23 protein-coding genes and 1 pseudogene are annotated in these 18,404 nt (G+C 70.3%); 9 read left to right on the forward strand and 15 right to left on the reverse strand.

Features of this window, described 5'->3' with window-relative positions; genetic code table 11:
- Positions 1-94: 94 nt before the first annotated feature.
- The 11 genes from ACIQU6_RS41600 to ACIQU6_RS41650 all read right to left on the reverse strand — a co-directional run bounded on the left by ACIQU6_RS41600 (position 95) and on the right by ACIQU6_RS41650 (position 5,327).
- Positions 95-1,315, reverse strand: coding sequence for a hypothetical protein (locus tag ACIQU6_RS41600; protein ID WP_403487395.1), 1,221 nt, complete (start codon positions 1,313-1,315; stop codon positions 95-97).
- A 107-nt stretch (positions 1,316-1,422) separates the two neighbouring features.
- Positions 1,423-1,626 (reverse strand): hypothetical protein, encoded by a 204-nt coding sequence (locus ACIQU6_RS41605; RefSeq protein WP_403487397.1) that lies wholly within the window; start codon positions 1,624-1,626, stop codon positions 1,423-1,425.
- Positions 1,619-1,756 carry a hypothetical protein gene (locus tag ACIQU6_RS41610; RefSeq protein WP_403487399.1) on the reverse strand — a complete coding sequence of 46 codons (138 nt, stop codon included), beginning with the start codon at positions 1,754-1,756 and terminating at the stop codon, positions 1,619-1,621. Before ACIQU6_RS41610 ends, ACIQU6_RS41605 begins: the two co-directional genes overlap by 8 nt.
- A gap of 76 nt (positions 1,757-1,832) precedes the next feature.
- On the reverse strand, positions 1,833-2,165 hold the full coding sequence (locus ACIQU6_RS41615; protein WP_403487401.1) for a hypothetical protein: 333 nt from the start codon (positions 2,163-2,165) through the stop codon (positions 1,833-1,835).
- A gap of 20 nt (positions 2,166-2,185) precedes the next feature.
- Positions 2,186-2,365 carry a hypothetical protein gene (locus ACIQU6_RS41620; RefSeq protein ID WP_403487403.1) on the reverse strand — a complete coding sequence of 60 codons (180 nt, stop codon included), beginning with the start codon at positions 2,363-2,365 and terminating at the stop codon, positions 2,186-2,188.
- A 159-nt stretch (positions 2,366-2,524) separates the two neighbouring features.
- The gene (locus ACIQU6_RS41625; protein WP_403487405.1) at positions 2,525-2,686 is read right to left on the reverse strand and encodes a hypothetical protein; all 162 of its coding nucleotides are present in this window, start codon (positions 2,684-2,686) and stop codon (positions 2,525-2,527) included.
- Between the two features lie 97 nt (positions 2,687-2,783).
- A complete protein-coding gene (locus ACIQU6_RS41630; RefSeq protein WP_403487407.1) occupies positions 2,784-3,035 on the reverse strand; it encodes a hypothetical protein in 252 nt (83 codons plus the stop codon).
- Between the two features lie 15 nt (positions 3,036-3,050).
- Complete coding sequence (locus tag ACIQU6_RS41635) at positions 3,051-3,920, reverse strand: hypothetical protein (RefSeq protein WP_403487409.1); 870 nt, start codon at positions 3,918-3,920, stop codon at positions 3,051-3,053.
- Positions 3,917-4,417 (reverse strand): hypothetical protein, encoded by a 501-nt coding sequence (locus tag ACIQU6_RS41640; protein ID WP_403487411.1) that lies wholly within the window; start codon positions 4,415-4,417, stop codon positions 3,917-3,919. Before ACIQU6_RS41640 ends, ACIQU6_RS41635 begins: the two co-directional genes overlap by 4 nt.
- The gene (locus ACIQU6_RS41645; protein ID WP_403487413.1) at positions 4,414-5,142 is read right to left on the reverse strand and encodes a hypothetical protein; all 729 of its coding nucleotides are present in this window, start codon (positions 5,140-5,142) and stop codon (positions 4,414-4,416) included. The genes ACIQU6_RS41640 and ACIQU6_RS41645 overlap by 4 nt, the downstream gene beginning before the upstream one ends.
- Positions 5,139-5,327 carry a hypothetical protein gene (locus ACIQU6_RS41650; RefSeq protein ID WP_403487415.1) on the reverse strand — a complete coding sequence of 63 codons (189 nt, stop codon included), beginning with the start codon at positions 5,325-5,327 and terminating at the stop codon, positions 5,139-5,141. Before ACIQU6_RS41650 ends, ACIQU6_RS41645 begins: the two co-directional genes overlap by 4 nt.
- 195 nt (positions 5,328-5,522) lie before the next feature.
- Here ACIQU6_RS41650 and ACIQU6_RS41655 point away from each other — a divergent pair, with 195 nt between their 5' ends.
- Positions 5,523-6,347 (forward strand): GntR family transcriptional regulator, encoded by an 825-nt coding sequence (locus ACIQU6_RS41655; RefSeq protein WP_403487416.1) that lies wholly within the window; start codon positions 5,523-5,525, stop codon positions 6,345-6,347.
- Between the two features lie 190 nt (positions 6,348-6,537).
- Entirely contained in the window at positions 6,538-6,864 is a 327-nt protein-coding gene (locus tag ACIQU6_RS41660) for a helix-turn-helix domain-containing protein (RefSeq protein ID WP_403487418.1), read from the forward strand.
- A 692-nt stretch (positions 6,865-7,556) separates the two neighbouring features.
- On the opposite strand, the gene ACIQU6_RS41665 is transcribed toward ACIQU6_RS41660, so the two are convergent.
- Positions 7,557-7,886: a DUF6233 domain-containing protein gene (locus ACIQU6_RS41665; RefSeq protein ID WP_403487420.1), complete on the reverse strand. Its 330-nt coding sequence runs from the start codon at positions 7,884-7,886 to the stop codon at positions 7,557-7,559.
- A 70-nt stretch (positions 7,887-7,956) separates the two neighbouring features.
- Positions 7,957-8,193, reverse strand: coding sequence for a hypothetical protein (locus ACIQU6_RS41670; RefSeq protein ID WP_403487422.1), 237 nt, complete (start codon positions 8,191-8,193; stop codon positions 7,957-7,959).
- A 507-nt stretch (positions 8,194-8,700) separates the two neighbouring features.
- On the opposite strand from ACIQU6_RS41670, the pseudogene ACIQU6_RS41675 reads away from it, so the two are divergent.
- Positions 8,701-8,766 (forward strand): annotated as a pseudogene (locus ACIQU6_RS41675) (hypothetical protein); the annotation flags it as partial.
- Positions 8,767-8,778: 12 nt separating this feature from the next.
- Here the strand turns inward: ACIQU6_RS41675 and ACIQU6_RS41680 are convergent.
- Positions 8,779-9,036, reverse strand: coding sequence for a hypothetical protein (locus ACIQU6_RS41680; RefSeq protein WP_403487438.1), 258 nt, complete (start codon positions 9,034-9,036; stop codon positions 8,779-8,781).
- Positions 9,037-9,336: 300 nt separating this feature from the next.
- Between ACIQU6_RS41680 and ACIQU6_RS41685 the strand changes: the two genes are divergently transcribed.
- The 6 genes from ACIQU6_RS41685 to ACIQU6_RS41710 all read left to right on the forward strand — a co-directional run bounded on the left by ACIQU6_RS41685 (position 9,337) and on the right by ACIQU6_RS41710 (position 17,280).
- A complete protein-coding gene (locus ACIQU6_RS41685) occupies positions 9,337-10,164 on the forward strand; it encodes a hypothetical protein (protein ID WP_403487424.1) in 828 nt (275 codons plus the stop codon).
- 1 nt (position 10,165) lies between these two features.
- The gene (locus ACIQU6_RS41690; RefSeq protein ID WP_403487426.1) at positions 10,166-10,666 is read left to right on the forward strand and encodes a hypothetical protein; all 501 of its coding nucleotides are present in this window, start codon (positions 10,166-10,168) and stop codon (positions 10,664-10,666) included.
- Positions 10,667-10,940: 274 nt separating this feature from the next.
- Positions 10,941-12,884: a hypothetical protein gene (locus ACIQU6_RS41695; protein ID WP_403487428.1), complete on the forward strand. Its 1,944-nt coding sequence runs from the start codon at positions 10,941-10,943 to the stop codon at positions 12,882-12,884.
- 591 nt (positions 12,885-13,475) lie between these two features.
- Positions 13,476-14,444, forward strand: coding sequence for a hypothetical protein (locus ACIQU6_RS41700; protein WP_403487430.1), 969 nt, complete (start codon positions 13,476-13,478; stop codon positions 14,442-14,444).
- A gap of 166 nt (positions 14,445-14,610) precedes the next feature.
- Positions 14,611-16,686, forward strand: coding sequence for an ATP-binding protein (locus tag ACIQU6_RS41705; RefSeq protein WP_403487432.1), 2,076 nt, complete (start codon positions 14,611-14,613; stop codon positions 16,684-16,686).
- A 108-nt stretch (positions 16,687-16,794) separates the two neighbouring features.
- Complete coding sequence (locus tag ACIQU6_RS41710) at positions 16,795-17,280, forward strand: pRL2-23 (protein ID WP_403487434.1); 486 nt, start codon at positions 16,795-16,797, stop codon at positions 17,278-17,280.
- A gap of 96 nt (positions 17,281-17,376) precedes the next feature.
- Here ACIQU6_RS41710 and ACIQU6_RS41715 read toward each other — a convergent pair whose 3' ends face one another.
- Complete coding sequence (locus tag ACIQU6_RS41715) at positions 17,377-17,643, reverse strand: hypothetical protein (protein ID WP_403487436.1); 267 nt, start codon at positions 17,641-17,643, stop codon at positions 17,377-17,379.
- Positions 17,644-18,404 lie beyond the last annotated feature (761 nt).

Raw genomic sequence — 18,404 nt, forward strand, 5'->3', positions numbered from 1 at the left:
ACTCACGACAGTACCGCCGAGCCGTCCCGTCAGCCGCCACGAGCCAGATCATCCAGCCATACACACCTCACGGCCAGAGTTCAAAAACACTCACTTACTTCGTGCCGGCCTCGAACTGATCGACCAGCTTGCCGGCGGTGACGTGGCTGTAGCCGGAGTGCCGGCCGATCTGGCGCTTGCTCCATCCCTGACGCCAGCCATACCGGGCGCGCTCCACCTTGACTGCGTCCGGGAGTTCCTTGGCCTCACCCTCCGTCATCGGCCGGGCCGCCGCGTCCTGCTGGCCGCCGTCGGCGGGGGCAGGCTCCGGCGTGACCTCGTCCTCGCTGTCGCGCCGTTGGGGCTGGGGCTGTTGGTCGTCCGCGCCGACGGGCTCGGCCTCGTCTACCCGCATCGTGACCCGGGGGGCGGCGGTCTGCTCCGCGGCGTGCGCCGCGGACCGCGGATCAGCAGTTGATGCGCCCGCCAGGACCGGCTGCGGCTGCGGCTGCACTGGCAGTCCAGGGCTGTCCTGACCGCGAATCGGCTCCGCCGCCGGCCGCTCCAGGGCGGCACGGAGCGCGGCCTGCTGCGCCTGGTGTCGCTGCACTGCGTCCACATCGGGCGTGGGTGCCGGCCGTTGGGGCGCGGGTACCGACGGGGCAGGCGCCAGCCCGGGACCGGTCCGCGCCAACCGCGCCAACTCCAGTTCGTGCTCCCGCTGCTCGCGCAGGCGCTCGTCCTCCCGCCGCGCCCGCCGGTCCTCGTCTTCCTGCTGCCGAGCGCGCCGCCGGTCTTCATCCTGCTGACGTTGAATCCGCAGGCGATTCGCTTCCGTACGACGGTCCCGTTCTTCTCGCTCCTTAGTGGCCCGCCGCTGTGACCGGGCCGCATCCAACCGGCGGGCCATGCGGCGCCGGTAGGCGGGGCCGGCCTCCGCCGCAAGGATCAGCATCGCGGGCGCGATCAGGTGGACTGCCACGCCCGTGGGGTCCGCCGCTTCGACGGAGCCCCAGATGTTCAAGAAGACGGACGCCGCTCCGCATGCGATGCGCAGGGCCCACGGCCAGGCCCCACCGCTGGCTCCGATGCCGGCCAACAACGCGTCCGTCCGCAGGGAGATGATGAAGGCGACGTCCACCACGATGGGGAGCACCGGCGCGCTCTTCTCCCAGCCCGCGGGCGTGTGCGCTGCCACGAACGGTGTGGCCGTGAGCATGGAAAACAGGATCATCCCGCCCGCGATCACCCACGTGCCCGCCGTGATGATCCTCTCGTTCGCCTTAACTCGCTTTTCGAGTAGGGCCAGTTCCTGGGCGGTCATCTCGACTGCCACGTGGTCTCACTTCCAATCAGGTGGTGCGGTAGCGCGGGAGCGCCGGAATCAGCGGGCGGGGTGCACGGTATGAGCAACGTCAGCCGCACACCCCGCCGGGTGGGTGGTCAGAAGCTCCGGGCTCGAATCACCCCCACGACGACAAGCGCGAGATCGGCGCCGGTCGCGTCGAAGTGCTCAAGAGTGACGCCGTAGTCGCCGGCCGCCGCCAGCAGGTCCCGGAACAGGTAGAGCGCGGCCTGTTGCTGACCGTCCGTCATGCGGTAGGCGGCCGCGTCCCGGATCCGGCACTGGAGGGTGAAGTCATCCACGGTCGCGCCCCCTTTCCGTCTCTGCGGACTCGGCGGCGCCGGCGCGGGCGACCTGGTCCCCGTCCGCCCCCTCCGTGCGGGAGGGCGCGGCGCGGCGGTAGTCCTCCGCGCACTGCTCGGCGGTGGTCATTCGTCGTCCTCCACCTTCGCGCCGCACCGGGTGCACGCCCCGGGCCAGTTGGCCTCTCCGCAGCTCTCACAGTTCGTCATGCCGTCACCCCCGGCCGACTGGTAACCATCACGCCGGGCGTGGTGGACAGCGCGCGGGCCACACGGCCAGCCAGACCGGACGTCGCGAGCAACTGCTCGGCCGGCGCGGTCCAGTCGGTCAGCGGTGCCAGGGCCTGCGCGATGGCGGGGACGTCGGCCGCCCGTCCGACCCGGGCCAGGGCGGCACCGGACCAGTGGGTGAGCAGCCAGCGCTCCGCGGAGCGGCGGGGGGTCGGGACCATGCGCAGACCGGCGGCCCCGGGCGCGAAGCCCGGGTCGTACGAGCCGTAGCACTCGTCGCAGACCCAGATGCGCCCTTCCTGACGCATCGGCTTTCCGCAGCAGATCATCACGACCGCGCCCCCTTCCGGAGGCGGCCGACGGTCCCGTTAGGGGCGCCGGGGAGCGGCTTCTGCTCGGCGGGGGAGCGGTGCCAGCCGCCCCGCTCCGCGTCGTAGGTGGTGACGTCCTCCGGCCGCTCACCGGGCCGGCCGGGGTCACGTGTCGGCATGTCACGGCGCAATGCCATGATGAACACCTGTCCTTCGGGATGGGCCCCGGGCCGGTCGCTGTTCTTGGTCGGATGACGACCGGTTCCGGGGGTTTCTTGTGTGCGGAGCGCCCTCTGCTGGCGGCTCCCCGCCCGCCCCGGCCGCGGAAGGCTCGGGGCGGACAGGCAACCGCCGCGTCAGCTCTCCTCGAACCTCTCGATGGCACACGGCTCGCAGAGCTGCACGACGTCGTGGTCGTCGCTCTCCGGCTCCAGGGCAGTCGTATACGGGTCGAGCTGGCGGGCGACGTCGCGTCGGCGTTCGCCGCACTTCTCGCACCTACGCGGAATCAGGCTCATGTCTGCCTCTCGCTCTCGTCCTGGATGGGTTGGGGTCGCTGACGTCCCCCCTGCCCGCCCCGACCCGGTGACCTGGGAGGGGACGGACAGGCACGCGTCAGTGACTCAGCAGACGGGCAATCAGGAGCGCGGCTACCAGCAGCCCGAGCAGCAGCAGCGCGCGGCCGGTGGAGACCGGCGCGGGTCCCTGCGGTATCGGGATCCGGCTGGGCCGCACGAGGTCTCCCGCCATCGGCGCCAACCCCCCGTGCTCCACCGCGCGGTGGAGGTCCCGGACCGCTTCCGCTTCCGCCTCCGTCTCCGTTTTGGTCACACCGCCGCATGCCTGACACTCGTAGCGGTAGCCCATCGCGTGTGTCCTCTCTCAGTCGCCGGAGCGGGTGACGCGCCAGCGGTGGGGGTTGTCGGGGTCCTGCCGGTAGACATGCTCTCCACCCTCTCCGCCCCTCTCCCACCCCTCTCCATCGCTCTCCATGGGCGCGCTCTGACCTGCGTCTCCATCGATGGAGAGCGCCGGAGATGCCTTGCGGAGAGAGGTCTTGGGAGAGGGGAGGGGAGGGAGGGCAGAGCGGCGGATCCCGGACCGCCCGGCGACCCCCCGGGAGCGCACCGTGCGGGCCACTGTGAGGTGGTGGTCCGTCAGCATCTGGCGCAACTGCTCGTCGGGGGCGTCGGCGCACCCCTCCAGGTGCTCCCGCATGGCCGGGTAGAGCTCCGAGAGGTGGACCCCCTCGTCCTCCCCGATCTGGGCCCGCACCAGCGCGACGACCGGGGGTTCGGCGGGGAGTTCGGGAGGGAGTTCGGCCGCACCCTCGTCGGGCTGCTCGGCACGCCGCCCGGGGAGCGCCGGCCATTGCCCGTTGGCGCGGTGGCATTGGTAGGCGGCCAGCAGCCAGCCGCCGGCGGCCGGAGCCATCACCCAGTGGTGACGATCAGCCAGCCGCCACGCCCCGTACGCGGCTGCGACGAGAGCCACAACGCGCAGGCCATTGCCGAGATAGGCGGAGACGCCGGAAAGGTCTGCGCGATGCCCGCGGCGGACCCAGGCCGCGAGATGGGCGGCCAATCGGGGGCCGAGCTGCACGCTCCCCTCCCCCAGCCGCGCCACCAGGCCGACGGCCCACCGCATGCCCCGGGTCAGAACCGCTGCGGTGTCAGTGGCCTGCTGGCGCAGCCACGGCAGTAGCTGCACGTTCTCGTGCTCGGCCTCGTGCTCGGTGTATTCGGTGCTCACAGGGCGCCGCCGTTCAGCAGGTTGACGACGCTCTGACCGGCGGAGTTGTAGGCGTTGGGAAGCCACTGCATCATCTGGGCCACCCCAGCGGTCGCGCACAGCGTGACCCCCACGTAAACGCCGCCGCCCAGCTTGGCCTTGACCTTCTTGCCTGCCGCCTTGTAGACGACGACGGCGACGGCGACCGCGACGACGAGGACGCAGGCGCCAGCGGTGGTGAGCGTGCCCATGCCCCCGTGGCTGAGTGCTCCGCCGCTATGGCCGGTCGCCCGCCGGATCGCCCAGTCGCCGGCCGCAGAGTTGGCGTCGACAGCCTTGACCGCCACCCAACCGAGTAGGCCGCCGGCGCAGAGCAACAGGCTGGCGCCGATCAGGATCCCGCCGACGAACGGCAGTACCGGCTTCCAGGCGCGGTTACCGCGCCACCAGCTACGGACGGACAGGGCGACGACGGTAAGGGACAGGGCCGCCCCGCAGACAGTAAGGGTGACGTTCACGCGGGCACTCCCGTCAACAGGGTCACGATGTCCAGCGGGCGAACCGCGCCGTAGATGACGCCGATGACGCTGGTGGAGACCAGGAAGAGGGCGAACGCGCCGCCAGGGCTGGCGCGCCGAGAGGTGATCACGGGCGTTCCACCGCCGCGGACGAGGCGCCGCCACGCCAGGGCCAGCGCGCCGAACCCCACGATGTACGCCACGACCGGATGCGTGTGGATGCGGCAAGTCCAAAGGAACGAACCCCAGATCGGGCCCACCCCGTACCCGACGATCGGGATCGGGACGACGGACGCAGCGAGCGCGATCACGGCGCCGTGCGGGGTGACGCGCTCGGCCCACCACGCCCGGACGCGCTGAAACCAGGTCAACTCCGGCTCCGCGTCGGGCTTGACCAGGTCGACCGTCACCCGGACCTCCAACGGCGCCGCCGGGGCCGGCCCCGGCGCTCCCCACGGCCACGCACCCGTCGCTCCGCCACCGGGCGGCGGAGGCGTCGGGGCGGCCACCAGGCTCCACCAGCCGCCACCGTCACCTGCTCCCCCGCCGGCACCACCAGCAGCGGGCATGGGCGGGGACGACGAGGCTGCCAGGCGGGGACCGGGGGCAGGTTCCTCGTCACCGGGTGCCCCGGGGCGGACCGGCCAGGACGTCCCCGGGATCACCTGGGTGACCTTGGCCTCGTGCTTCTCCGAGCTCTCCAACTCGGGCTGCTCGGCGGTCACCGGACACCGTCAATCCGGCTGTGCAGCCGCCCTTGTACGCCGAGTTCACCCAGCCACGCCTGGAAAGACGCGTCCGGCACGGCCGTTTCCCGGCCGGGCATCGGCAGCGGCGTCCGCGTGCTCACCGCGGCCGCGGAGCGGCGGCGCCTGCGCCACCGCCGCAGTTGAAATGCGATCCTCGTCATGTCGGCCTCTCCGCTCGCTAGTCCGGATGGTCGGCAACGCGCTGGTGTGTCAGCACCGGCGCAGGACAGCCCCTGGTGCCAGCCGGGGGCTGTTCTCGTAGCTGCCAAGAGATAACGTATACGTCAGCGATGACACTTTCAAGGCTGACGTATACGCTAGACAAGACATGACGGGGTGAAGGATGGGAGACGCCGATGGGCGCTAAGTACAGGAAAATCGCCCATGACCTGCGAGAGCGCATCACACGCGGCACGCTGGCGCCCGGTGCAGCCCTGCCCTACATGAAAGACATTGCCGCAGGTGAAGGGGTCAGCGACATCACTGTTCGAAAAGCCCTTGCCGAACTCAGTCGAGAGGGGTTGATTGAAAGCCGGGGACGCGCCGGCTGGTACGTCCGACTCCATCCGAGCCGCACGCGGCTGACGGTGCGTCATAGGTCCGTAGAACGCGATGACCTGGGCTACTACTCCGGCCCAGAGTCTCAGGGATGGCGCCCACTCCCCTGGGAGGGCTCCTCCCCGCAGGTCGACACCGCGCCGGTCCCTGTCGACGTCGCCGAAATCCTAGGCGTGGCGCCGGAGTCGCCCCAGACCATCCGCCGGCGGATCGTGGGGGACCCGGACCGAGCCGAGCACCGGCAGCTCGCCGATTCCTGGCTAGCCCCCTGGATCGTCGACGAGGTTCCGCAGACGGCCTCCAACGACACGGGCCCCGGCGGGCTGGTGGACAGGGTGGAGCAATGGGCCGGCCGGCCGTTGACGTGGCGGGAGGTCGCCTCCGCTCGCATGCCGACCCCCGAGGAAGCGACACTGCTCGGCATGCCGCGCACCGGCGCGGCGCTGCTGCGAGTGCTCCGTATCGCGTACCTGTCCGGCCGCGGCCGCGGGGCGCCGCGGACGGTGGAGGTCCAGGACGTGCGCATGTCCGGTGACCTGTTCGCACTCGGGTATCCAGTACCCCGCGGGCCGTCGGCTCGGTGGCCCGTCCCCGCAGCCACAGGTGCACCCGCTGGCGAGTGACGTCACGTCACCACACCCAGTAACAGCCGCTGTACGATCGCCGACACAAGACTTGTTCTAAAAAGGCGAAACGGCCCCGTGGTTTGGACGCCGGTGGGGCCGCTCGCTGGGATTAGCTCTGTGCTCCACCATACCGGCCCGCACCGCGGGTCACCTAGGTGGGAGCGACAGGGCGGAGAGGCATACCGCCATGGCGGAAGATGAGTTCTCGGGCCAACTCCGGCACGAGGGCCCCACCGAGAAGTTCAGCCAGACCCCACTGTGGGTGATCAAGAAGTGCCGGAAGTCGGTTTGGCTGTTCGATTTTCTCCGGGCTCAGTACGGGGGCTTTGACCAGACATTCCCCAAACTCGACACCATCGCAGAAGAGATGGGAGTCAGCCGGAACACGGTGAAGCGAGCGCTCGCAGATCTGATTGCGGCCCGCGCCATGGAGGTCCGGCCACGGTACAAGGACGACGGTTCGCGGACGTCAAACGAGTACGTGACCCGCTTCCGAGAGCCCAAGGACACCTAGCTCCGTTCGGCACATAGTTGCAGGTCAGACCCCGGCCCAGATCTGGGCCGGGGTCTTTTTGCGTCGCCTTCCCCCCTCGGCCACCCCCCCCAGCCCAGATTTGGGCTGGGGGCCAGCCCAGATTTGGGCTGGGGGCCAGCCCAGATTTGGGCTGGGGGCCAGGGCCAGATTTGGGCTGGGGGCCAGCCCAGATTTGGACCCGGATATATACACAGGTGAGCCATAGAAATAGGTGAGCCACAGAGAAGCCGAGCCACAGAGAAGCCGAGCCATACAGAATTGGAGGGCTACGCCCACCTTCTGTTCCCCCGGGGCCTAACGCCGGCCCCGGACCCCGCGCCAGCGCCTCGGATGCGCTGGACCATCCCCCCGGTCATGGTCATGCGCTACGCGCACAACCATGCCCTCATGAACAGACGGATCTCCCTGTGGGGGTGACTGTCTACCGACACGGTTCGACAGCAACCACAGGACGCGCGGGCGCGGGCGCGCGAGGGCGCGCGTACGGGCGGGCACCTAGGAGATTCAGCTTCATGACCCCAGGAACGCCCCCAGGTGGGCGCTCAAAGCCCCTACGGGCCCAACTCGCCCAACTCCCCAACACGCCCCGGAAAGCGCGCCAGGCGGCCGTACAGAGCTTCCTGGCGCATCCGAGAGGGGCTCAACCCTCCCTGGTCTGGCCCGACTCGGCCTCACACCAGGCCCAACTCCGTATCTGGGCGGCAGAGCACGCACGCCTCCAGGCCCTCCGCTATGGCGTGCAGCGCCTGCTCCCGGGTGAGCGGGCGGGCTCGACGTCCAGCAGCCGAGCAGTTGCCCACGTGCAGTGCTACGGGCCGGCTGCTGGCTCCAACGTCGGTCTGGAGCAGCCATTGCGCCCGGCGTGGCGGCGGCGCCGTCTGCGCCGCCACGGTCTGTTGCCGCTCCACTTCGGCGATCCGTCCCCGGACGCGCGCGAGCGTCATGTGCAGCCAGGTCTCCAAGGTGCGGAGGCGTGGCAGGTCCGGCGGCAAATCGTTCACGCGTTCTATTTTAGGGGTTCGGGGAACTCTCCGCAGGCCGGAGTCATGTCGCCCCGATGGAAACCGCCTCTCACCTGCGCGTTTCCGGCCTTTCCAGCGGCGTGGAAAAGTCCTCGTCGGCCGGCTGGTGGGGACCAGCCCCCAGCAGCCGGCGCCCGGGGGTGGAGCGGGGCGCGAGCGGGTGCTCGACGTCGGGGGCGGCGGGGTAGCGGCCCGCCGCGGTGGTGGCGTCCGGGCGCGGAGGCTCTGGGGTGCTGGTGGTCGGGCGGGGGGCCGGACCGATGCCCAGGGGGCGGCGGAAGTGCATGCGTCAGTGTCCCGCACGCTGAGTCTGTGCAGGTCAGCGGCGTGACGCCCCGGGCGGATCCGCCCGGGGCTGTGTTGGGCGCTGACGTCCGCCTGGGCGTGCTCGGCCACGCCTCCCGCCGACCGGCGGTCCAGCGGCGACGTGGCCCGCCGGACGGGGCCACGGGTCGGGTGCCGAGTGGAAAGGCGCGGGCCTGACCGTGCAATTTCCACGGTCGGGCCCGCGCGCCCTTCGTTAGGGCTTTTGCAGCAATCCCCTCTCCAGTCGGCATCGATGTCCAGGAATTCGCAGTTTCCAGCCGCTGTAAATCAAATCATCAAGCCCCGAGAGAATGTGCCGCTGATGCTGGCTAAATGTTCCCTGAATGTAATTACGGGGAATTGTTTTACGGTGCCCCCATGGGGGCTTACCGGTCGATCCCGTGGGCGCGGCGCGTCGGAAACAGTGGTCTGCTGCCGAGATCATCTGTGCGGGCAGAATCGGACCATGGATCGTCCGCGCCTGAGTATGACGGAGGCCGCCGCCGCGTGCAGCGTCAGCCGCGCCACTATCCGCCGCTATCGGGAGAGCGGGAAATTCCCGAATTCACAGCGCGACCAGCGCCGCGGCTGGCTGATCCCGGTAGAGGATCTGCTGGGCGCCGGGCTGCGGCTCAATGCCCCGTCTCCGCCGGATGCGCCGGCCCGTGAGCAGGGCCAGGTGGGCAGGGTGAGCGCGGGGACTGGTTACCCCAATGAGCAGGGCGAGCTCCGGCAGGCCCTGGCGGAGGCGGAGCACCGCCGAGCCCTGGCGGAGGCGCAGGCTGAGCACCTGCGCCGCGAACTGGCCGCGAGAGACGCGCATCTCACCGACATGCGCCGCGCTCTGCTCGCGCTCGCCCCTGGACCAGGGCCTGCGGCGGTCGCTGGTGGGCAGTCCATCGTCCCTGCTCAGAGCGGGGTCACTGAGCAGTCAGCCGCGCGGGTGACGACCAAGAGCGAGCCGCTCACCGCGCCGGCGAGCGCCCCGCCGGCGGGGCCGCGGTGTAGGTGGTGGCGCCGCCGCCGCCGGCCGGGTGACTGACCCCACGCTGACCAGCGGCTACCCTGCACGGACCGATGCGGCGATCGCCGTTCCGCCGCCGGGCCAAAGGGGGTGGCGACGATGACCGATGAACCGGACGCTGGCGGTGTCGACCCGCCACCGCCAGCCGCCGAACCGGCTGCTGACGCTCCCCCAGAACCAGAGGCACCTGACGTGCCGCTAACCGAGCCGGCCGCAGGCGCTGGGGCGGAGCCATCACCGGCAGGTGCAGCAGTCGGTGACGACCTCTCAGCACCGGCTCTTGATCCTGCCCACCCCGAGCCGCTGACCAGGTCCGATGCCACACAGTCGACCGAGCTCGGCGACGAGGCGGACACGCCCTGGTGGGCACGGCCGGCTGAAGCCGCCCAGGATGCATGGGCCGAGCATGGCCCGGAGGCGCAGGCCGCACTCCGCGATATCGGCACGCAGATGGGGCAGGCCGCGGAAATCGGTGCACAAATCGGTGATGCGATCGCGGATCGGCTAGACCCCAATGCCGCAGCGCAAAAGCGTGGATTAGATATTTCTTGGCTCCACCTGAAGCTGAATATCCCCGCGCTAGTCATCGCAATTGTGGCATGGGTGTGGGGCGTTGGGCCGGCGGCGGTCGTGGTCCAGGTGGTGCGCACGCAGGGCGCCCTGGCCCCGCTGGGGTGGGTTTTGCTGGTGGCGGCGCTGCTCGGGCTCTTCGCCCTGGTGCCGATCGGGAGCGCTCTGGCCAGTGCCGTAGGCCACCTGGTCATGGCGCTGGTGGGAGGAGTGCGCTCCGCCCTGACCCGTGGCTGGCGCATGCGGTACGTCGGGTACGCGCTGCGCCTCGTCGTCGTCACCCTGGCGTGGGTGGCAGCTATCGGATTTCTGCGTGTGGCCTGGCGCATGACGCTTCATTGGCTGACAGGAGTGTGACGTGAATACCGGCGTTGCTGTGGGCGGGGGGCTCGGCGCGATTGCGCTCGGGCTCGGCATCCTGGCGTATCAGATTGGGCGTTGGAAGGGCGGCGACCCAACACCGAAAATCCATTTCTTTATGGGAGTTGCGCTCGCGGCTCTACTGTTTTTGGGTGGTGGCGTTCTCGGTGCCATGGGTGGTAGTGCCGCGGTGCTCGGGCAGGGAATCGGGAAGTACGCGCTGGAGCACGCGACTGGTGCGGTAGTTCCCGGTGGAAAGGGTGCGCCGCTGACGGGTGGTGAAAAAGTCGCCGTCGGCGGGGCGATCGCGGGAATCGTGTGCTTGCTCTTCTATTTGGGAATGATCAAGTCCGGTCGTCGGGACCTCATCTCTCCACTGGTAAGGGGATCCCTTACCGGTATCTGGCTCGGCACCTCCGCCGGCCTCATTGGGATGGCAATGGGGCTCATCCGAACCAGTGGGAACACCATCGGGCAGATTTTCGTGAGCACGCTGTAAAGGGTCGCAGATGGGTGGAAAGAGAGTTTCCGGAGCAACCCCCGACCGGGGAGGCGAAAGCACGCTCGCGGCCGGGTGGCGTCACCTCCGAGCCGAGTACGGGCGCTGGTGGCGCGCGGAAGACCAAACAGACACCCATGTTGCGCACCGGTTGCTCAATGACCAGTACCGCCTATGGCAGCGACACCAGCAGCGCGGAAAGGCTGAAGTCCAGCAAAACATCAGTCTGTTGAAGAGCCAACAGAAACAAGCGACCGCGATGCAAATGCAGCGCATGGCTATGCAGCGGAAGAGCCGGGGCTACGGCGGATACGGCTACGGCGTAGGCATGGGCGCCTCACCGATGATCTCCTACCGCGTGATGCAGTGGGCGCAGCTTCAACTCAAAATCGGGCAAGCGGAGTTCACACATACGGAGATCACTCCCCAGATGCTAAGCATCGGCCGCCGACAGATCCAGGCCCGCCGGCACTGGTCCGCGGCCGGCTGGCTGCTCGGGCTCGGCGCGGTGTGGCTGCTGCTGTGGTGGCTCGCCCCGTTGGTTGACGTCCTCGTCACCGCGGCGGCCGCCGCGGCGCTGCTGGCCCTGGCCTGGGCGCAAGGACGCCGCCCTACCCGACGCCGCCCGCCCGTGCCGAAGCTGTTGTTCGTCGCGCCCAAAACCCCAGCTCATGCCGACCAGGCCGCCGACCCCGAGCCGTACCCAATCCGGGAGGCTGGACGCTCACCCCGAGAGGCCCGGGAGGCTATCCGGCTGGCGCTGCGAGCACACCGGGCCCCCGTGGCGGAGGTCGGCGTGCCGGAGCCCACCGATTGGGGCTGGACCGCCGAACTGGTCCTGAAAGGCGGGACTCTGGAGCAGCTCAGCGCGTTGCTGCCGACGGTCGCCACCACGCTCCAGGTGGGGCGGAGTCGACTGCTGGTGCAGCCGGCCCACGCGGAGAACTCGGCGCTTGTCACGCTCCGCGTGCTGCTGAGCGACCCGTTCGCGGCCGCGGCCGCCACCCCCTACCCCGTACGGGCGCCGCGCTCCTGCTCCATCCTGGACCGGGTGGACCTCGGGCCGTCGATCGACGCCCAGAACTCCGATGTCCTGCTGGCTGGGCAACACATCATCGTGACCGCGGTCTCCGGCGGCGGCAAATCGACGCTGGTGCGCCGGCTGGCCGAGTTCGTCACCGCGTGCGTGGACGCCGTCGCTGTCGACATCGACCCAACCGGCCGCGGCCTGGGCCCCCTGCGGGGCTGCGCAGCACGCTCCGCCCACTCCAAGGAGGTGGCGGAGCCACTGCTGGAGTGGCTGCTGGAACGCGCGATCACCCGCGTCGGGCTGCTGCCTGACCTCCAAGATGAGTGGGAGCCGACCGCGGAGGCACCCGCCATCGTTGTGTTCGTGGATGAATACCGACGGCTGACCCGGCGCGGCAAAGAGCTGGTCCTGGAGCTGCTGACGTACAGCCGCAAGACCAAGATCTCCGTCGTGTTGTGCACGACGGACGCCACATCCGACGCGCTGGGCGACGCCATCGCGGACTCCATCGGCGTCCGGGTGCTCATGCCCTGCCGCGCCGCTGATGTCCCCGTGGTGACCGCCATCTCCACCGCCATCGGGCAGGGTTGGCTCCCGCACCTCCTGATCCCCTCCCCCTCGAAGGAAGAGCCGGCGGACGCCGGACGGTTCTACCTGGTAGCCCCCACCCACCGGGAGCCGGTGCTGCGCTACGCCCCGCGGCTGGACCCGGAGCGCGCCGCCGACGTCGCCCGTGAACGAATCGCTGCGGGCCTGTGCGTCCTGCCAGCCTCCGACCCCGCACCCAGTGGCGGCTCCGCGCCCATTTCCGCTGCCCCCGGCTCCGGCGCGCTGCCTGACCCCGCCCCCGAGCAAACCCCCGCCGTGGTGGCCCAGGCGCCGGCCGCCGCGGGCGCGCCCGCCCTGCCGGAGATCGGCACCCAGCTGCTCAGCGCGTTCGCCGCGGCCGGCAACCCGCCATGGCTAACCACTACTCAACTTGGGGACCACCTGGCCAAGGTGGATCCCAAGAAGTGGGCGCGGTGGGACGGTCAGCCGAACCGCCCGCTCATGATCGGCCGGACCCTGGGGGCCGAACTGCGGCGGGCAGGGCTGGATATCCCACGCCCACGGCTGGACCCGAAGGCCCACCCCGACCGCCCCACCGTCGTCCGACTCGCAGACGTCCGCGCAGCGCTCGGCCGCTGATGCGCACCGGCATGCGGCAGCGCCGCCGTCGACCATGGCGAGGATGCGGCAGCAGGCGGTCTGGATGCGGCGCAGCACGGCGGCGCGATGCGGTGATGCGTCACCGTCCGCGCAACGGCTATCCACATTCTGACCTGCGATGACGCATGAGCCACATCAAAAAAAGACCCCCCCTCCGTCGGGCTCCCCGGGCCCTATATAGAAGACGCGGGCGGGGGTGCGGCCGGTGGGCGGCCGCGCCCGCTGGCCGGTGTGCGGCTGTGCGCGGTGGACGCGCCCACGCCACGCCGGGCACCCTCAGACCCACCAGGGGCACGCACGGGTACACAAAGACCACGGGCCCGCCGGCCCGTGACATCACGTCAGGACGAGGGGGAGAGGCAGTGCAGCACCACACCACCACCCAGGGGAGGGCACGTGCCTACTAGCCCCGCGCCCGGCAAGTGCGACGGAGCGTTCGGTGCCGCCCTGGACATCTGCCTAGGCCGGACAGGCGCCACCGGGGGAGCGGGCGCCACGCCAGACAACCCGCTGGACTCCCTGGACCCGCTTACCTCCCTAGCTCGATCGATTGGGCACGCGGCCGCATGGATGGTGCGGCAACTCGGAGAACTGATCCAGACGCCGCAACAGGTCGACTTGGCGGGCGCCGGGTTCATCAAGACCTACGCGGTGGTGTTCGCCGCAAGTACTGTGCTGGTGCTGGTGTTGTGGCTCAAAGCCGTGACGAAAAGGGCGGTCCGTGGCGCGCCGATGGTCACGGCCATGCGGGACGCGGTCGGCTTGTTGTGGCTGGCGGTGGCAGTCACGGCGTTCGCGCCCGCGATCCTGTACGTGGTCGTCCAAGGGGTGAGCGCGGTCACGCAGGTGATCGCCGCCGCGCTCGGCACGCATAGTTCAGGCGGTCTGTTCACGTCCTGGGCATCTGATCTGGAGTCAGGTAAAGGCGGCGGCGGGCCCCTCGTGTGGGCCCTGCGCGGACTGCTGACGTTGGCCCTGGCTGGTTCGCTATGGCTGCTCATGGTCCTGCGCGGCCTGGCCCTACTCGTCGGGTCGGTACTCGGGATCCTCGTCTACTCAGGGCTGGTTGACCAAGACTGGTGGTCTACGGTCAGGCGGTGGTCCGGCGGGATACTGGCCATCGTCGGGATAGAGCCGATCATTGTCATCGTGGTGGGGCTGGCCGCCGCCCTCCAGGGACAGCACGGCAGTGTTACGACCGGTCTTGCGGTCACCGGCATTGCGGTGGGGGTCGCGGTCAGCCTCATTCTCAAAGTGCCGGGCATGGGCGACAGTTTCAAAATCGCCAGGGTCCAGGGCCGGTTGGCGGGGCGGGCAGCCGGCGGCGCGCTCGGCGCGATGGCCAATGCGGCAGGTACGGGCGGGGGCGCGGCCGCCGGAGTCATGCGCGGCATCACCACCCACGGAGACCGACCCGGGAGCGGCAGCAGCGGCCGTTCCTCCACCGCCCAGAACGGCCCCCAGGGCGGCATTGCTGCCCACGGTCAGCGAAAGCCCCGCCCGCCCCGCCAGTCTGGATCGGGGGGCGACTCGAAGTGACGAAGCAATAAGTTGCAGAAAACGCAAGAGAGTTGATGCGGGGCGCCCTGCCGGACGGGGCGCCCCGCACCGCTAGGTGGAAAGGTCCGTGCCGTCGCCGTAAAGCCTGTAAAGCCGCACGTGGCAACGGTGCACCATGGTGACCCCAGCAACTGAAGGGGGACGCATGACCGCCGACGAGACGCGCGGCACACCGGCCCGCCCGCCGCACCCACCCGCCGATCCACCCCGCCCGATCGTGCCCCCGCAGCCGGCCGCACCACCGGCGGAGCACGCGCTGCTCCGCTGGCTCCGCGCCCCCCGCCCGACCGTCGGCCCGGGTATCTGGCGACTCGGCCACCGCCCCCGTGCCGAGCAGCCCGCGGACCAAACACCGCTGCGCCAGCTCATCTTCGGCGCCTGCCTGACCGCGCTCGGCGCATGGCTGGTGGGGTCCCTCCTCTACCACGGCTATCTGGGGTCGTGGTGGATCTGGCCGCTGGCCGTACTCGGCCCGCAGGACCCAGCGCTGTTCGTTCCGGCAGCATGGCTCTACTACCTGCTCTGGGTGGTCGGTCTCGGGGTCGCGGCCGCGCGCATGGGGCGGTGGAGGGAGCTGGCGCGACGCACCATCGTGCCCGCGTGGCGTCACCTCCAGGAGCAGGTCCCCGACGCACCGCCGCCCCCGGCTGCCGACCCAGCCGCATTCTCCGACCTGCGCGCCCACGGCGCTGCGGAGGCCGCCGACCGGCTGACCGCGGAGGCCCGCGCCGGCCGGATGACGGACGTCGACGTCGCTCGTATCCGGCACGCGTGGGAGTCCGTGAGCGCCGGCCGACTGCCGATCGCGAAGTTTGTCGCCGCCGTGCGCGCGGACGGAGCTGCCGCCTATGCCCACCCCTCCGGCAGCCGAGACCTCCACCGCCGGACCGCCCACCACGACCTGTTGACCCGTCAGGTGCGCATCGGCACCGCAGCCGACACGGACCGGACTCCGCACGCCTACCGGGGCGCTGCAATGGCGCTGGAGCCCGCGCTGCTCGGCACGTCCCTACTGGCGGTCGGCCCCGCCGGCGCCGGCAAAACCGAGCGACTCGTCCGGCCGGTGGTGGAATCCATGGCTCTTCAGGCGCTGGCCCGCCAGTGCGCCCTCGTCGCCGTCGGCCCGACTGGTGCTGCACTCGGGCCTGACGACGCGTTCGACGTCGTTGTTCGTCTCGGTGCCGACTCCGAGTACGACCTGGATCTCTACGGTGGCACCACTGACCCCGACGAGGCCGCCGCGATCCTCGCGGAGGCGTTGGTCGGCGACATCACCGCGGCGGATACCCGCCGCGCCGGCACCGCCCTAGCGCAAATCCTCGGCCCGTACCGCCTCGTGCACGACAGGTTCCCGACCGTCCCGGAGCTTCGGGAACTGCTGGACGGTACGTCACCGGCGCTCGGAGACCTCCGCGCTGCCCTGGCTTGCTCCAGCGCCCCGCAAGCCGCCTCCGCGGTGCGGGAGTTGGACCTGCGCGCCCGTCAGGCAGGCAGGGCCGACGACGTGACGGAGCACCTGGCGGATCGCGTTACGCGCCTGGACCGCCCCGCCTTCGCCGCATTCTTCGACCCCACAGACGCCGCCCGACAGGTCTCCCTGCGCGAGTTGGACCGCCCCTTGCGAGTCCGTATCGACCTGCCGGATCGCGGGCATGCGGAGGCGTCCCGGATCCTCGCGCGCCTGGTCCTGGCTCAGTTCACGGCCTGCGCCGTAGCGCGCACCGACCGCTCCCTGTTCGCCTGCCTCGTCCTCACGGACGCCGCGCAGACCATCACCGCGGAGGCCCTGCGCGGCCTCCAGCGGCTGCGCTCGGCCAACGCCGGAGCCGTGCTCACCCTGCGCTCCCTGGACGACGTAGAGCCGGACCTGCGGGGCGCACTGCTCGGCGCCGTTGGGTGCCGCATGGCGTTTGCGGGAGTCACCACCTGGGACGGCGCACCGTTTGGCGAAGTATGGGGCAAGGAGTGGGTTAAGACTCAAGATGTGACAGACCGGCAGATTATCGCGCACTCCGCGGGCGCAAAGGCAATGCACGTTTTCCGACAGGCGGTCACCGGGTCGGCGCCTACGGCAAAGGCGGTGACGGTGCGGGAGGTAGAGAGGGAGCGCTGGTCAGCGTCCGATCTGGCGCACTCCGTCCCGGCCGGGCACGCGGTCCTCTCCGTGACCTCCGTCGCCGGTGACACCGCCCCGCCCGTGCTGGTGCACCTCCGCGCCTAACTCAGCGCCCAGGCCCCCGCCGGTCCGCGGCGCGGGGCCTGAAATAGGAAACTGGAAACCTGCCCAACTCCCTTTCGGCTGGGGCCGGGTGGGCGGCACGGTAGAGCCATGGCAACCACACTGATTTCCACTCTCGGGCGCCTGCTCGGCGCCCTGATCAGGGTCCTCGGAGCGGAGCGAGGGCGGCTGCACGACGTCCGCCAGGCCCGCCGCGCTGAGCAGGTCGAAGCGGTGACCTCGCTCTCCGTAGCGTTAGCAGACCATCGTCGAGCGATGTGGGACCGCCAGAACGCGGTACTCACCCAGGCGCCGGATGCGCGGGTGGCGGAGCTGCGGGAGGAACTGCGCCAGACGCGCAGCGCGGTTGCCGAGCCGGCGGCACAGGTGGCGCTGCTGGTGCCGGCGGTCCGGACAGCAGCGGAGGCCGCAGTGCAGGCGACGTACGCGATCCGCGGGGCGCGGGACCTGGAGGACCTGAAGGAGCGCCGCGCGGCGGCGCTGGCCGCGCACGACCGAATGGTCGGGGAGATGGCGCGCCACCTGGACGCCGGTCTGCCGGCCGCGGCGCGCGGGCGGTGGGAAGTCGCCGCGTAGGCCCGCACGAGCCGCCGCCGCTGTTTCATGATGCATGACCCGGCCGCGTTCGTGCCCGGCCGCGTTCGTGGCGGACATGTTCCCGGCCCCTGCACCTCACTCTGACTGCTGAAGCCCCCGGCGGCCGGCCCCATCCGAGTAGGGGCGGGCCGCCGCACTGTTCTCCGGCGCTGCCTGCGGGCCGATCACGCCCCGCGCCCGCAGTTCCTCCACCACGCTGAGGGCGGACAGGCGTAGCGGAGTGTCCGGGAGGTCCGCGGCCGCGGCCTGGATCCGGGGCTCTCGGACCGCGGGAGCGGCAGCAGCGGCAGCGTGCGACTGGGGGCCGGGGCCGAGCGGCCGGCGGCGGACGGTGGAGCTCATGCCGGGATCGTATCCCCGCCCCCGACGGCGCCGACGCCCCAACCGCGCGTGGGGTTTACAGCGCTCGGTGTGAGGGTTTTTGACGGTGCGCCAGTTGCGGTTTCTGCATTGTGTTTTGTGGGTGTGGTTGCGTTTTTTGCATCAACGCTTTCCGGGGGAGTGGAGTTGGTTTCCAGTGGGTTTGTGGTTGCGTTTTCTGCATTGCGTGGGGTGGTTTTTGAGTGTCCGTCATGTGCGCCGTGCTTTTGGTTTGTTGGGGCCCCGTTTCCGCTCGCTCAGATTGCGTTTCCAGCAAAGCGAACCCCTCTTTGTAGCTAGCCGCTTTTTGTTTATACCCCCTGAATTGCTCTCAGGTGGTGTAGACCAGCTACACAGTGCCCTCCCTCCCTGCATCGTGACGCTAGGTGAGGAGGCAAGGGGAGCCCGCAAGGGCTGGACGCCGTGACGCGATGGTGCCATACCGTAGCCACCGGAGGACGGGAGACGCCACCGGAGGAGGGGATGGGCCCGCAGGGATCATCCCCTCCCACTCACCAGAAGCACCTAAAGAACGCTCTGACCAGCACAAACACCAAAAAGACGAAGGGAGGACCCGCAGATGAATCACCAGCCGGCCCGCACTCCCGGACCCATCGAACTCCCCCAGCCGTCACCGCAGGTGACGGTCCAGCCGGGCCCCGCGCCCTGGCGGTCCGCAGGACCGCGGCGCCATTTGGTGTCACGCAGTGACACCGCGTCTTGTCTCCGCAGGAGACAGCGCG

It is taken from the genome of Streptomyces sp. NPDC090442 (assembly GCF_044769405.1).
Taxonomy (GTDB): Bacteria; Actinomycetota; Actinomycetes; order Streptomycetales; family Streptomycetaceae; genus Streptomyces.

Coding starts and splice junctions, on each gene's coding strand:
- ACIQU6_RS41630 (WP_403487407.1), bottom strand. CDS start 3,035: ATGGGCTACCGCTACGAGTGTCAGGCATGCGGCGGTGTGACCAAAACG.
- ACIQU6_RS41705 (WP_403487432.1), top strand. CDS start 14,611: ATGACCGCCGACGAGACGCGCGGCACACCGGCCCGCCCGCCGCACCCA.
- ACIQU6_RS41650 (WP_403487415.1), bottom strand. CDS start 5,327: ATGACGAGGATCGCATTTCAACTGCGGCGGTGGCGCAGGCGCCGCCGC.
- ACIQU6_RS41615 (WP_403487401.1), bottom strand. CDS start 2,165: ATGCGTCAGGAAGGGCGCATCTGGGTCTGCGACGAGTGCTACGGCTCG.
- ACIQU6_RS41700 (WP_403487430.1), top strand. CDS start 13,476: ATGGTGCGGCAACTCGGAGAACTGATCCAGACGCCGCAACAGGTCGAC.
- ACIQU6_RS41610 (WP_403487399.1), bottom strand. CDS start 1,756: ATGACCACCGCCGAGCAGTGCGCGGAGGACTACCGCCGCGCCGCGCCC.
- ACIQU6_RS41655 (WP_403487416.1), top strand. CDS start 5,523: ATGGGCGCTAAGTACAGGAAAATCGCCCATGACCTGCGAGAGCGCATC.
- ACIQU6_RS41670 (WP_403487422.1), bottom strand. CDS start 8,193: ATGCACTTCCGCCGCCCCCTGGGCATCGGTCCGGCCCCCCGCCCGACC.
- ACIQU6_RS41680 (WP_403487438.1), bottom strand. CDS start 9,036: ATGCGCGTCTCTCGCGGCCAGTTCGCGGCGCAGGTGCTCAGCCTGCGC.
- ACIQU6_RS41620 (WP_403487403.1), bottom strand. CDS start 2,365: ATGGCATTGCGCCGTGACATGCCGACACGTGACCCCGGCCGGCCCGGT.
- ACIQU6_RS41710 (WP_403487434.1), top strand. CDS start 16,795: ATGGCAACCACACTGATTTCCACTCTCGGGCGCCTGCTCGGCGCCCTG.
- ACIQU6_RS41695 (WP_403487428.1), top strand. CDS start 10,941: ATGGCTATGCAGCGGAAGAGCCGGGGCTACGGCGGATACGGCTACGGC.
- ACIQU6_RS41625 (WP_403487405.1), bottom strand. CDS start 2,686: ATGAGCCTGATTCCGCGTAGGTGCGAGAAGTGCGGCGAACGCCGACGC.
- ACIQU6_RS41660 (WP_403487418.1), top strand. CDS start 6,538: ATGGCGGAAGATGAGTTCTCGGGCCAACTCCGGCACGAGGGCCCCACC.
- ACIQU6_RS41715 (WP_403487436.1), bottom strand. CDS start 17,643: ATGAGCTCCACCGTCCGCCGCCGGCCGCTCGGCCCCGGCCCCCAGTCG.
- ACIQU6_RS41685 (WP_403487424.1), top strand. CDS start 9,337: ATGACCGATGAACCGGACGCTGGCGGTGTCGACCCGCCACCGCCAGCC.